The sequence below is a fragment of the Streptomyces sp. CY-1 genome, assembly GCF_047218265.1.
Lineage (GTDB): Bacteria > Actinomycetota > Actinomycetes > Streptomycetales > Streptomycetaceae > Streptomyces > Streptomyces niphimycinicus.
In genome coordinates this window covers 704,773-717,994 of record NZ_CP178393.1, presented here as the reverse complement: position 1 = coordinate 717,994, position 13,222 = coordinate 704,773, and the positions used below count along the sequence as shown (strand labels likewise).

11 protein-coding genes and 1 pseudogene are annotated in these 13,222 nt (G+C 71.2%); 9 read left to right on the top strand and 3 right to left on the bottom strand.

What is annotated here, in order from left to right:
- The first annotated feature begins 11 nt into the window (after positions 1-11).
- The gene (locus tag ACK1X7_RS03340; RefSeq protein ID WP_385146513.1) at positions 12-875 is read left to right on the top strand and encodes a TauD/TfdA dioxygenase family protein; all 864 of its coding nucleotides are present in this window, start codon (positions 12-14) and stop codon (positions 873-875) included.
- Between the two features lie 10 nt (positions 876-885).
- Here ACK1X7_RS03340 and ACK1X7_RS03335 read toward each other — a convergent pair whose 3' ends face one another.
- Positions 886-1,752, bottom strand: coding sequence for a lytic polysaccharide monooxygenase auxiliary activity family 9 protein (locus tag ACK1X7_RS03335; RefSeq protein ID WP_413114608.1), 867 nt, complete (start codon positions 1,750-1,752; stop codon positions 886-888).
- A 222-nt stretch (positions 1,753-1,974) separates the two neighbouring features.
- Here ACK1X7_RS03335 and ACK1X7_RS03330 point away from each other — a divergent pair, with 222 nt between their 5' ends.
- From ACK1X7_RS03330 to ACK1X7_RS03310, 5 genes are all read left to right on the top strand, one after another.
- Positions 1,975-2,403, top strand: a complete 429-nt coding sequence (locus tag ACK1X7_RS03330) for a spore-associated protein A (protein WP_390794594.1) — start codon at positions 1,975-1,977, stop codon at positions 2,401-2,403.
- Between the two features lie 121 nt (positions 2,404-2,524).
- Complete coding sequence (locus ACK1X7_RS03325) at positions 2,525-3,049, top strand: hypothetical protein (protein WP_390794543.1); 525 nt, start codon at positions 2,525-2,527, stop codon at positions 3,047-3,049.
- An 87-nt stretch (positions 3,050-3,136) separates the two neighbouring features.
- Entirely contained in the window at positions 3,137-4,438 is a 1,302-nt protein-coding gene (locus ACK1X7_RS03320; RefSeq protein ID WP_390794542.1) for a PucR family transcriptional regulator, read from the top strand.
- 168 nt (positions 4,439-4,606) lie between these two features.
- Entirely contained in the window at positions 4,607-4,963 is a 357-nt protein-coding gene (locus ACK1X7_RS03315; RefSeq protein ID WP_390794541.1) for a hypothetical protein, read from the top strand.
- Positions 4,960-6,549, top strand: a complete 1,590-nt coding sequence (locus tag ACK1X7_RS03310; RefSeq protein WP_413114607.1) for a cation acetate symporter — start codon at positions 4,960-4,962, stop codon at positions 6,547-6,549. Before ACK1X7_RS03315 ends, ACK1X7_RS03310 begins: the two co-directional genes overlap by 4 nt.
- A gap of 32 nt (positions 6,550-6,581) precedes the next feature.
- Here the strand turns inward: ACK1X7_RS03310 and ACK1X7_RS03305 are convergent, their stop codons facing one another.
- A complete protein-coding gene (locus tag ACK1X7_RS03305) occupies positions 6,582-7,175 on the bottom strand; it encodes a CGNR zinc finger domain-containing protein (protein WP_385155629.1) in 594 nt (197 codons plus the stop codon).
- 56 nt (positions 7,176-7,231) lie between these two features.
- Between ACK1X7_RS03305 and ACK1X7_RS03300 the strand changes: the two are divergent.
- The 3 genes and pseudogenes from ACK1X7_RS03300 to ACK1X7_RS03290 form a co-directional block, all read left to right on the top strand.
- A pseudogene (locus tag ACK1X7_RS03300) lies at positions 7,232-8,365 on the top strand (MFS transporter); the annotation flags it as partial.
- An 84-nt stretch (positions 8,366-8,449) separates the two neighbouring features.
- Positions 8,450-9,253: a PTS sugar transporter subunit IIA gene (locus ACK1X7_RS03295; protein ID WP_361507782.1), complete on the top strand. Its 804-nt coding sequence runs from the start codon at positions 8,450-8,452 to the stop codon at positions 9,251-9,253.
- A 23-nt stretch (positions 9,254-9,276) separates the two neighbouring features.
- Positions 9,277-10,830 (top strand): PTS ascorbate transporter subunit IIC, encoded by a 1,554-nt coding sequence (locus ACK1X7_RS03290; protein WP_385109311.1) that lies wholly within the window; start codon positions 9,277-9,279, stop codon positions 10,828-10,830.
- Between the two features lie 83 nt (positions 10,831-10,913).
- Here the strand turns inward: ACK1X7_RS03290 and ACK1X7_RS03285 are convergent, their stop codons facing one another.
- Positions 10,914-13,163: an ATP-binding cassette domain-containing protein gene (locus ACK1X7_RS03285; RefSeq protein WP_390794537.1), complete on the bottom strand. Its 2,250-nt coding sequence runs from the start codon at positions 13,161-13,163 to the stop codon at positions 10,914-10,916.
- Positions 13,164-13,222: the final 59 nt, after the last annotated feature.

Genomic DNA, 13,222 nt, shown 5'->3' with positions numbered 1-13,222 from the left:
CGGTTTACCGCATGTCCACTTCCGAATTGATGGTGACCCCCGTCTCCGGAGCACTCGGCGCGGAGATCCGCGGTGTCGATCTGACCGAGCTCACCGATGAACTCTTCGACCGGATTCACGAGTTGCTGCTCAAGCACCTCGTGGTCTTCTTCCCGGACCAGGAACACCTCACCCCAAAGGCGCATATCGCCCTGGGACGGCGGCTGGGGGAGCTGGAGGTCCATCCGTTCCTGCCGAAGGTCGAGGGCCATCCCGAGATCGTCGTCCTGGACGCGGACCAGGGCGCCAAGGCCGACGAGTGGCATATCGACGTGACCTTCCAGCCCAATCCGCCGGTCGCCTCCATCCTCCATCTCCAGGTGTGTCCCGCCTCCGGCGGCGACACCATGTGGAGCAACCAGTACCTGGTCTACGAGACGCTCTCCGAGCCGATGCGCGAACTCCTCGACGGGCTCACGGCTGTCCATGTCCTCAACACACCGCAGACCGGCGAGCACTCCGCCGAACACCCGGTGGTGCGGATCCACCCCGAGACCGGCAGGCGCTCCCTGTACGTCACCCGCATGTGGACCTCGCACATCCCGCAGCTCAGCCGCCCGGAGAGCGACGCCCTGCTGCAATACCTTTTCGAGCACTCCGAGTCGCCCCGGTTCAACTGCCGTTACCGCTGGCAGCCCGGCGCCGTCGCGATGTGGGACAACCGCGCCACCCAGCACCTGGCCGTCAACGACTACACCGAACCCCGCAGGGGCCGGCGGGTGACCGTCCTCGGCGACCAGCCCACCGGCGACACCCCGCGCTGGAAGGAGTACCGGCCCGCGCCCGACGAGCGCTACTACCCGCGCCATGTCACGGCCCGCCACGGCTACCGGTGACAGCGGCCGGTCAGCGGCGCGGGCGCCGCCACCGTACGGCGGCGGCGGCGCCCGCGCCGAGCACCAGCACGGACGCACCGCCGGCGAGCAGCACCGGAGTGCTGTCGCCGTCGTCCTCCTCGGAAGTGGCAGAAGTGGCAGAAGTGGCAGAAGTGCCGGAGGTGGCGCGGGAGTCCGCTGCGGCGTCCTGGGACGGCGGGGCGGCGGCCTTCGACGAGGGGGCTTCCGACGAGCGGGCCTTGGAGCCCAGCACCACATCGGAGCAGGAGTAGTAGGTGTCCGGGGTGCTGGTGTTCCGCCAGATCGTATAGAGGAGCTGACGGCCGGTCCGGCCGGCGGGCAGCGTGGCCTTGATGCGGTACGCGTCGTCGATCAGCGCGGGGTCCTTGGCCGTGGCGAACGGTCTCGCCTCCAGGTCCGACCACTTCAGCGGCCGCGCGGGATCGTAGCCCTCCTTGGTGAGATACAGCTCGAAGGTCCCCGTGTGCGGAATCGTCGACCGGTAGGTGAGCGTGAGATCGGCCCCGGCCGACAGCCGTGTCGAAGGCCAGTCGGCGCGCGCCAGATCCAGCCCCCGGTACGCCTCCAGGCCCCCGCTGCACAGCTTCCCGTCCGGGATCCGCTCCCGGTCCTTGCCCGCCACCCCCGCGATGCGCAGGTTGTCCCAGTCCGCCGCCTCCGGACCATTGGCGGCCCGAGCCGCCCGGCACGCCGCCGACCGCGCCGCGCCCCCGCCCTCGGGGGAGCAGGCGAACGTCCGGCTCACCGGGTCCGTCGGCGCCCCGTGCGCCTGGGCGGGCTGAGCGGCCAGTGCCGTCAACAGGCAGGGGAGGGCCCCGAGAAGAGCGCCCACGGCGGCGGTGCGATACGAGGTCATCCGGTGCGGCCCTCCGGTTCGGTTCGACGGACGCGTCGCCCGTCCACTCGAATACGGGAAGCCAGGGCCGGGCGTTCAACGGCCCGCCGGAAGCAGTCCCGGAAGCAGTCGTGGAATGCCGTACAACCATCCGCGAGCCCGGCATGTCTCCCTAGGCAGACGCAAACAGCGCCTACGCCCATGAAGAATCATTAAGGGGGACAAATGAATCTTTCTCGCCGTATGGCCGCCACCGCGGTGCTCGCCACCGCCATCGCGGGCACCGTGGCCCTGACGCCGCAGGCATCGGCCGCCACCAAGGCCGCGTACAACGGGGTGTGCGGCAGCGGGTACAAGGTGGTGAACTCGGCGCCCATCGGCACCAAGGGCACCGTCTTCCTCACCTACAACTCCGCCAAGGGCAAGAACTGCGTGGTCACCGTCCGGAACGCCACGGGCAAGGCGGTTCCGATGTTCGCCTACCTGTACGTTCAGGGGGCCGACGAGGCGGCCGAGGACGGCGGCGCGTACACCTCGTACGCGGGCCCGGTGTACGGCGACGGGCGCGGCAAGTGCGTGGACTGGGCCGGGGGCATCGACAACCAGTCCACCTGGACGTACGGATCGAACTGCGGATCCCTCAAGGCCCACCGCGTGACCAAGGGCTGGTAAGCCCGAAAGCCACGCGTCGGCACACCGACGGGGGAACACACGGGGGAGCGGCGGCCACCTTCTGGGAGGGTGGCCGCCGCGATTCCGAAGATTTCGAGTGATCTTCGCCCAGGATCTGAAGATGGGACTCAATCTGGGGTTCTGCCGTACCTTCGCGGTACCGGAGATCGCCCGGGTGCTCACCGCCACCGGCCGGATGACCCGGCACACCCGGGTCCGCGCCAAGGCGACCGGCGAGTTGATGTATCGGATGTTCCGCCATGGTCTGGACGGCGAGGAGGGTGAGCGGGCCGTCCCCGCGCTGAAGTGTCTGCACGCCCCGTGGGCCATCAGCGACAACGCCTACCGCTATGTGCTGGCCTGCTTCGACCTCGCCCCGCTGCGCTGGTGCGCCGCCCATGCCTGGCGGGCTCCCGCCAGGGATCTGCTCGCCGGGCGTGTCCCCGGGGTGCTCCGCCCGCTCGCGGGCAGCGCCGCCGACAGCCTCCTGGACGAGGAGCTGCGCCGGGCGCTCGGCGTTGGGCGGCCCGCGATGCCGGTCCGCGCCGCGACCCACACCGCGCTGCGGCTGCGCGCCGCCACCGGCCGGGTGCGCAGGAGAATTCGCGGAAGTCACCGACCCGCCGGTATGTCGATGGTGCAATAGCGGGGCAGGCTCTGGTATTCAACCTGGTCGTGGCCTCACGCTGCCGCGTCGAGCTGCGCATTGCCCGTCACAGGTGGAGGAACGTTCATGCACCCAGTCACCGGCTCCCGCGCTTCCGTCCCCGCCAAGGGCCGCGCCGTCCCCCGCCTGTCCACCGACCGGGGGCGGACGCCGCCCCGGATGCCCGCCGCCCGTCCGCCGATCCGGTCGCGGGCCGATGCCGAGACCGTGGCGCTGCTGCACCGCGCCGCCCGGGTGCTCATCGAGGAGGTGCCCCGGCTGGCGGACCGAATCGTCGCGCTGATGAAGGAGCGGGAGCCCGCCTACCGGTCGCCCTCCCTGGACCCGCATGAGGTGTGGCGGGAGGTCCACGACTCGCTCAGCAACAATGTGCGCTCGCTGGTGCACCCCAAGGAGACGCGCGAATCGGCCAGGTCCTGCGCCTGGCGCATCGGCACCGACCGGGCCGCGCAGGGCTTTCCGCTGGACGCGCTGCTGCACGCGTACCGTATCGGCTGCACCGTCGTGTGGGAGCAGCTCCTGGAGACCGCCTCCAAGGAGGACCCGCTCGGCGCCCAGTCGCTGGTCCATGTCGCCGCCGACGTATGGAACTTCGTCGACGAGCACTGCACCCTCGTCGCCACGGCGTATCAGGAGGTCGAGCGGCAGCTCTCCTGGCACCGGGAGAACCGCTACCGGATCATCGTCGCGGCCCTGCTCGACGGCACCGCCCGGGTGAGCGACTTCCCCGAGGCGGAGGAGGTCCTCGGCCTGCCCGAGCAGGGGCGTTACGCGGTCGTGGCGCTGGAGGACGCCGACGCCTCGTCCCGGGCGCCGCACCCCGCCACGGTGGGCGCGGGACTTCGTACGGTCTGGCATACGGCGGAGGGCACCGCCCACGCCATCGTGCTGCTCGGCGACGACGGAGCGGAGCATCTGGTGCGCGGGCTGGAGGTGCCGCCCGGCGCACGGGCCGGGGTCAGCCCCGCCGTGTCCGGTCTCGCCGCGGTGAACACGGCCCGCCGGCTCGCCGATACGGCGCTGCGCACCCGCCCGGCCGCCGGGCAGGCGGCGCTGCTGGACGAGCGCTATCCGGAGGCGCTGGTGGTGTCCTGCCCGGACCTCGGGGCCGCGCTCGCCGACCGGATGCTCGGACCGGTCCTGGCCCTGGAGTCCGCCGACCGGGAGCTGCTGCTGACGACGCTGGCCGCCTGGCTGGACGGCGGGGGATCGGCCCGCCGCGCGGGCGAGCTGCTGTTCTGTCACCGCAACACGGTGCTCAACCGGCTGCGCCGCTATGAGCAGTTGACCGGGCGTTGCCTGGACCACCCCCGAGAGGTCATGGAGTTGTCGCTCGCGCTGTCCGCGCACCGGCTGCTGACACCCTGAGCAGCACCCCTCGGCCTGAGGCGATGTGGGCGTGCACAACGGCCCTCGGCCGATCATGTGCACCCGTCACACGGTCCGCCGGTTGGGCTGTACGCGACCGCGCTGACCTGCTGTCGTGGCGATTCCGCCCCTGTGACATGGGGCGGAACCCGCACAAGGAGCCGCGACATGTCCGACTACGACCAGCCCTGGCGCGCGTCCGTCCCGCCCTTCGAGCTCGAGCCCCGCACCACGCGCCGCACCATCGCCATGCCGCCCCGCCCCACTGCACCGCCTCCGCCGGCGCGGCGCACACGGTGGCAGGGGCCGTGGCCCTGGCCGGCGCGGGCGGCCTGCACCGCGCTCGCCTGTCATGTGGCCGCCGTGGTGGTGAACTGTGCCGCCGAAGGCGTCGTCAACCTCGGCGCGGGCGGCGGATTCACCGTGGGCGCCCTGCTGATCGGCCTGGACACGGCGGTGCTGCTCACCGTGCTGGTCCGGGCCCACCGCCGGTCCACCGTCACGACGGAGGAGGGGGAGGGGTGAGCTTCCTCGATCCCAGAACGCTCGCGTTCGTGCTCTTCGCGGGCTTCATGGCCGTCTCGTTCCTGCTGTGCATCCTCGCGGCCACCGGCAATGACGACCCCACCGAGTTCTACCTCGGCACCGGCGGACTCAGCCCGATGCAGAACGGCCTGGCCATCGCGGGTGACTACATCTCCGCCGCCACCGTGCTCAGCACCACCGGCACCATCGCCCTGGCCGGATTCGACGGGGTGCTCATCGCCTCGTCCACCGTGCTCTCCATCCTGCTGTTCATGCTGGTCCTCTCCGGACCGCTGTGCGGGCGGGGGCGGTTCACCCTCGGCGACGTCCTCTCCGAGCGGCTGAGCGAACGCCCCGCCCGCATCGGCACCGCCGTCGGGGTGCTGGTGGTCGTCATGCCGCTGCTGCTGGTCCAGCTCAACGGCGCCGGCGCCATGCTGGCGGTGCTGCTCGGCATCCCGGGAAGCGGCGCGGTCACCGGCTGCACCGTCTTCATCGGCTCGCTGATGGTCTGCTACGCCGCCCTCGGCGGGATGAAGGGCACCGGATTCATCCAGATCCTCAAGACGGTACTGCTGCTCGCCGCGTTCGTCCTGCTGGCCGCTCTGGTGCTCAAGCGCTTCTCCTGGAACCCGTTCACCCTCTTCGACGCCGCGGCCGACGCCAGCGGTTACGGCGACGGCTTCTGGCAGTCCGGCCGCCAGTACGGCGACTCGCTCAGCGGCCGCCTGGATGTCATCAGCGTCCAGCTCACCCTCGCCGTCGGCGCCGCCTGCATGCCGCATCTCACCATGCGGCTCCACCCGATCCGCGGCATGCGGGCCGCCCGCGCCGCCACCACCTGGGCGGTGGGCGCGGTCACCACCATCCTCGGGCTGATCGTGATCGTGGGCGCCGGAGCCACCGCCGTCGTCGGTGCCCGCGCCCTGCGCGCCTCCGACCCCACCGGCAGCGACTCGCTGCTGACGCTGACCCTGGCCCTGGACCCGGCGGCGCAGGAGCCCCACCGCAGCCTGCTCTTCTCCGTCGTGGCCTGCGCGGTCGTCGCCACCACCCTCGCGGCGGTGGCCGGACTGACCCTGGCCGCCGCGGCCTCCCTCGCCCATGACGTCCTGGCCAAGGTCGTCTTCAAGGGCAGGCTCTCGGCCAACCGGGAGCTGGCCGCCGCCCGTACGGCCATCGTGGTCGTCGGCGTCGTGGCCGTCGTCCTCGCCATCGTGACCCAGCACTGGAACCGGCAGGTCCTGATCTCCTTCACCTTCGCGGCCGCCGCCTCCGCCCTGCTGCCGATCGTGCTCTACGGCACCCTGTGGCGCGGCTTCACGGTGAACGGACTGCGCTGGGCGCTGTACGGAGGACTCCTCCTCACCGCCGTGACCATGGCCTTCTCCCCGGCGATCTCCGGCAACCCGCTCGCGGTCTTCCCCGGGCGCGACTTCCACTGGTTCCCGCTCCGCAACCCCGGCCTGGTCACCATTCCCGCCGGGTTTCTGCTCGGCTGGCTCGGTTCCCGTACCGGACGGCGGGCACGGCATGCCCAGGACCCCACGCGGGGGGAGACGCCGTACGCGATGCCCACCGGCTGACCCGCCCGGTGCCGCCCCGGGGCCTGGGTCTCCTACGGGGACCGGGGCCCGGCCTTGGCGCGCCGGTGGGCGGCCACCCGCTCACGGGTCGCGCACCGGCGTGAGCAGTAGCGGCGCTCCGGTCCGCCGCCCACGGTGAGGAAGACATCGCCGCAACTGGGGGAGGAGCACAGGCCGCCGGGCGGGCGCTGACCGTCCCAGATCAGCACGGTCAGCGCCATGCAGGAGGAGGCGAGGAACCATTCGCCCCAGGGCGCCTCGTCATCGCTGTCCAGGTGCGGATGCCAGGGTGAACGGCCGTCGTGGGAGCTGAGCCGGAGCGGACCCGTGCCCTCCCGCAGCAGCCGGTTCAGCACCCCGGCGGCCTCGTCGACCTGCGCGGCGGCGAACACCTCGCGCAGCCGCAGCGCGGCGGTGCGCATGCCCGCGACATCACCGGCGGTGAGCTCGACGGGGCCGGGCTCACCGTGGTCGAGCAGGATCCCGGCGATCGCGCCGGGGTCCGGACTCGGCTCCGCGGTCAGGGCGTTGACGAGGGCGGCGGTGCGCCGGGCGGTGTCCCGCACCGAAAGCCGGGTGGACCGTTCGTCGTTCGAGGGTGGTGACACGGAGCCAATGTAACGCATCTGGTGAACATTTACGTTACCCCCGTAACGTGATCTGTATGCCAGGGCGTTACGCGATGGAGTGCTATCTGGGCGGGGCGGCCGCCGCCCGTGCGGGGGACGAGATGTCGGGGCCCGCGCTGCTGCTGGCCGGACCCGCGCTCACCGGTTCGGCCTCCTCGGGTTCGTCGCTGCTGGCGGGCATCATGATCGCGGCGGCGGTCGGCGGACCGCTCTTCGGGGTGCTCCTCGACCGCTCCGCCCGGCCGGGGCGGCTGCTGGCCGCGGCACTCGCCCTCTACGCGGTGGCGCTGACCGCGATCCTGCTGGGGCTGGGGCGGTTGCCGTTCGCCCTTACCCTTCTTCTCGCGGTGGGCGCCGGGCTGCTGGGACCGGCCCTGTCCGGCGGCTGGACCTCCCAACTGCCGCGGGTGGCACCGCCGCGGGCCCTGCCCCGGGCCAACGCACTCGACGCGATGACATTCAGCCTCGCCGCGCTGGTGGGGCCCGCACTCGCCGGGGCCGTCGCGGGGGCGGCCGGGGCTCCGGCCGCCATGGCGGTGTCCATCGCGCTGATCGGCCTCGCGCTGCCCGCCGCCTGGGCGCTCCCCGCGCCTCCGCCGCCCGCCCCGGTCCCGCCATCGGCCACATCGGTCGTCGCCGATCTCACCGCCGGACTGCGCGCCATCGCCCGCAACCGGCCGCTCGCCCGTGCCACCGCCACCTCCGTCGTCTCCTGCGTCGGCCAGGGCGCGCTGCTCACCTGCTGCCCGCTCCTCGGCGCGGCCGTGCTCGGCGGCGCCGACCGCGGCGCCCTGCTGCTGTCCGCCTCCGCCGCATCCGCCCTCGTGGCCAACGCGGTTCTCGCCCGCCGTCACCGCCCGCCGCGTCCGGACACCGTGCTCCTCGGCGGAGTCCTGCTGCTCGTCCTCGCGCCCCCGCTCGCGGCCACCGGCCACCCGGTCGCGCTGATCGCCGCCGTGCTGCTCGCCGGGGCCGCCGAGGGGCCCCAGCTCACGGCCCTGTTCGCGGTGCGCCACCGGGAGTCGCCCGAGCGGCTGCGCGGCCAGGTGTTCACCACCGGCGCCAGCCTGAAGATCAGCGGCTTCGCCGTGGGCGCTGCCTTCGCCGGTCCGCTCGCCACCTGGTCGCTGCCCGGCGCCCTGATGGCCGCAGGGGGGTGCGAGGCGCTCGCTGCTCTGGTGTTCGTATGCTTGCCGGGCGATGCGGAGGTCGTCGTTCCGGATTCACCCCCGGGGCTGTGTGACAGAGGCATGTCAGTCATGATGACCTGCATGGAAGACCTGAAAGACCTGCTGCCCGTCGAGGCCGTCCGGCTCGACGTCCGGGCGGCCGACTGGCGTGAGGCGATAGGCGCGGCCGGCCGGCTCATGGTGGAAACGGGCGCCACCACCGACGAGTACACCGGCGAGATGGTCGCCAACGTCGAGGAGAACGGGCCGTACATCGTCATCGCTCCGGGGGTGGCGTTCGCCCACTCCCGGCCGTCCCCGGCGGTGCTCCAGACCGGGATGTCCTGGGTCCGGCTCGCCGAGCCCGTGGAATTCGGGCATGAGTCCAACGACCCCGTCACCCTCGTCGTCGCCCTGGCCGCCCAGGACTCCGCCGCGCACACTTCCGCGATGGCGAGCCTGGCGCGGCTTCTGGGCGATCCCGCCACCGCGGCCGCCCTGGCGGAGGCGCCCACCCCGAAGGCGCTGCACGCCGTACTGGCGGGGGAGCGGCCGGAGGACGGCTCCGAGGCGGCTACCGATCCCGAGCCGCCCACCGATTCCGCACCCCGCGCGGCCTCGCTGCACAAGATCCTCACGGTCTGCGGCAACGGCGTGGGCACCAGCCTGTTCCTCAAGAACACCCTGGAGCAGGTGCTGGACCGATGGGGGTGGTCGAGGTTCGTCACCGTGGAGGCCACCGACACCATCTCCGCGAAGGGCAAGGCGTCCGAGGCCGTGGCCCTGCTCACCTCCCGTGAGATCGCCAGGACTCTGGGGGATGTGGGACGGCCCGTGAAGGTCGTCCAGGACTTCACCAGCACCGCCGAGGTGGACGCGGTGCTCCGGGACACGTACGACGTCTGAACGACGGGGACAGAGGAAGCACCATGGGCTGGTTTGTCACCCTCGCCACGTTTCTCGTCAATGAGATTCTGAGCGAGCCCGCGTATCTGATCGGCATCATCACCGCCGTCGGACTCATCGCGATGAAGAAGAGCACCGGGCAGATCGTCGGCGGCGCCATCAAGGCGACCCTCGGCTTTCTGCTGATCGGCGCGGGAGCGGGACTGGTCACCGCCTCCCTCGACCCGCTGGGCACCATGATCCAGGGCGTCACCGGCGCCCACGGCGTCATCCCCACCAACGAGGCCATCGTCGGCATCGCCCAGGACCAGTTCGGCTCACGGGTCGCCTGGCTGATGATCCTGGGTTTTGTGGTCAGCCTGCTGCTGGCCCGGTTCACCCCGCTCCGCTATGTCTTTCTGACCGGGCACCACATGCTCTTCATGGCCACGCTGCTGACCGTGGTCCTGGCCAACGGAGGCCGCTCGACCGTCGCGGTGGTGGCCGTCGGCGGTGTGCTGCTGGGCATCATGCTGGTCGCGATGCCCGCCTTCGCGCACCCCTGGACCAAGCGCGTCACCGGCAGCGACACCGTCGCCATCGGCCACTTCGGCACGGCCGGATACATCGTGGCGGGCGCGACCGGACGGGTGGTCGGCAAGCGCAGCCGCTCCACCGAGGAGATGAAGCTCCCCGAGGGGCTGCGCTTCCTGCGCGACTCGATGGTGGCCACCGCCCTGTCGATGCTGCTGATCTACCTGGCCATGGCCGTCCTCCTGCTCGTCAAGGAGGGGCAGAAGACCGCCTTCAAGGCGTTCGCCACGGGCACCGGCACGGTGGCCACCGGCACCGGGAACTACCTGATGCAGTCCGTGATGCAGGGGCTCCAGTTCGGCATCGCGGTCGCCGTGATCCTCTTCGGGGTCCGTACGATCCTCGGTGAGCTCGTCCCCGCCTTCCAGGGGATCGCCCAGAAGGTCGTCCCCGGCGCCCTGCCCGCGCTGGACGCGCCCATCGTCTTCCCGTACGCGCAGAACGCGGTGCTGATCGGCTTCATCTCCAGCTTCACCGGCGGTCTGATCGGGCTGGCCCTGCTCACCTGGATCTTCAATCCGGCCTTCGGGCTCGCCCTGGTGCTGCCCGGTCTGGTGCCGCACTTCTTCACCGGCGGCGCGGCCGGGGTCTACGGCAACGCGACCGGCGGCCGGCGCGGCGCGGTCGTGGGGGCTTTCCTCAACGGGCTGCTCATCACCTTCCTCCCCGCCCTGCTGCTCAAGGTGCTCGGCGCGTTCGGCGACCAGAACACCACCTTCGGCGACGCCGACTTCGGCTGGTTCGGCGCGCTCATCGGCAACGCGGGCAAGGCCGGTGGCGCCGCCGGACTCGTCATCATCGTGCTGCTCGGCCTCGCCGTCCTCGGAGGCGCGATCCTGGTGCAGAAGCGGGTGGTCGACACCGGCTGGGACCCGGGCGCGGCGCGCGACGCCCTGATGCCGCGCGAGAGCGTGGCGACGCCCGCCGAGGCGGGCGCCACCACGGCCGCGTACGCCAAGATCCCGCCGCCCGCGGGCGCTCCCGCACCTCCGCCCGCCGCCTGACGCGGCGCGGCGCGCCGCCCCAGTGGTCCTGTCCGTCCCGAGCCCTCGGCCGGGACGGGACAGGACTACCGGGGCGAGGGGGTTCACGCCCGCTTGACGTAGTCGCGCAAGTGGACGGCGGTGAGGGAGCCGCCGGTGTCCACGAGGTCGGCGGGGGTGCCGGTGAACACCACCTGACCGCCGTCATGACCCGCCCCCGGGCCCATGTCGATGATCCAGTCCGCATGGGCCATCACGGCCTGGTGGTGCTCGATGACGACGACCGTGTTGCCGGCGTCGACCAGGCGGTCGAGCAGGGCGAGCAGTTGGTCCACATCGGCGAGATGCAGGCCGGTGGTCGGCTCGTCCAGAACGTATGTCGTGCCGCTCCGCGCCATATGGATGGCCAGCTTCAGCCGCTGGCGTTCACCCCCGGAGAGTGTGGTGAGCGGCTGGCCGAGCCCCAGATAGCCCAGCCCGACCGCGGCCAGCCGGTCCAGGATCAGCCGGGCCTGGCCGCCTGTGAAGAACTCCCGCGCCTCGGCCACCGACATGCCCAGGACATCGCTGATGTCGCGCCCGCGCAGCCGGTACGTCAGCACCTCGGGCCGGAACCGCTTCCCCTCGCAGTCCTCGCACACCGAGGCCACCTCGGCCATCATCGCGAGATCGGTGTAGATGAGCCCGATGCCCTTGCACCGGGGGCAGGCACCCTCGGAATTGGCGCTGAACAGACCCGGTTTGACGCGGTTGGCCTTGGCGAACGCCGCCCGGATCGGATCGAGGAGCCCCGTATACGTGGCCGGGTTGCTGCGGCGGGAGCCACGGATCGCCGACTGGTCGGCGACGATCACCTCCTCCCGCCCGGACAGCGACCCATGGATCAGGGAGCTCTTGCCCGATCCGGCGACACCCGTGACGACGGTGAGCACACCGATGGGGATGTCGACGCTCACATCCCGCAGATTGTGCAACCGCGCGCCCCGGACCGGCAGTTGCCCACTGGGCTGCCGCACCGTCTCCCGCAGCCGCACCCGGTGGTCCAGATGGCGCCCGGTCAGGGTGTCCGAGGCGCGCAGCCCGGCCAGGTCGCCCTGGTAGCAGATCCGCCCGCCCGCCGCCCCCGCGCCGGGCCCCAGGTCCACCACATGGTCCGCGATCCGGATGGTCTCCGGTTTGTGCTCCACGACCAGCACCGTGTTGCCCTTCTCCCGCAGTTGGAGCAGCAGCCGGTTCATCCGCTCGATGTCATGCGGATGCAGACCCACCGTGGGCTCGTCGAAGACATAGGTGACATCGGTCAGGCTGGAGCCCAGATGGCGGACCATCCGTACCCGCTGGGCCTCGCCACCGGACAGGGTCGAGGACTCCCGGTCCAGGCTCAGATAGCCCAGGCCGATCTCGACCAGTGAGTCCAGGAGCGCCCGCAGGCTCTCCAGTACCGGTCCGACGGAATCGTGCCGGATCCCGGCCACGAACTCCGCCAGATCGCTGATCTGAAGGGCCGAGCACTCGGTGATGGAGCGGCCGTCGATCCGGCAGGACCGGACGGCCTCGCACAGCCGGGCGCCCTCACACTCGGCGCACTCGGTCAGGGCCATGGCCCGGTCGGCGAACGCGCGCATCCGCGGCTGCATCGTCTCCCGGTCCTTCGCCAGGTACAGCCGGCGGACCTTGGTCACCAGCCCCTCGTAGGTGAGGTTGTTCTTCCCCACCTTGATCTTGGTGGCCGGTTTGTGGAGGAAGTCCTCCCACTGGGCGGGGGAGTAGTCCCGGAGCCTGATATCGGGGTCGAAAAGGCCGGAGGCCGCCATAACCTGCCAGTGCCAGCTCTCCACCTCGAATCCGGGGACGGTGATCGCGCCCTCCTTCAACGACTTCTCGCTGTCGATGAGTTGGGCGATGTCGATGTCGGTGACCCGGCCGAGCCCCTCGCACCGCGGACACATGCCCTCGGCCGTGTTGAAGCTGAAGGCGAGCGGAGGACCGACATAGGGGCTGCCGATCCGGCTGAACAGGATCCGCAGCAGGGTGTGGGCATCGGTGGCGGTGCCCACCGTGGAACGGGAGTTGGCGCCCATCGGCTCCTGGTCCACGATGATCGCCGCGCTCAGATTCCGCAGCGAGTCGACATCCGGACGGCCGAGCGTCGGCATGAAGTTCTGGACGAACGCCGTATAGGTCTCATTGATCAGCCGCCTCGACTCCGCGGCGATGGTGTCGAAGACGAGCGAGGACTTACCGGATCCGGAGACGCCGGTGAAGACCGTAAGGCTTCGCTTGGGAATGTCCACACTCACGCTCTGGAGATTGTTCTCCCTGGCGCCACGGACCTTGATTTCGCTGACATCCATGCCTTCAAGTGTTTCATTGAAGTGCACGTTGAGACTTTTCGCGGATTTCCTCCCAACAC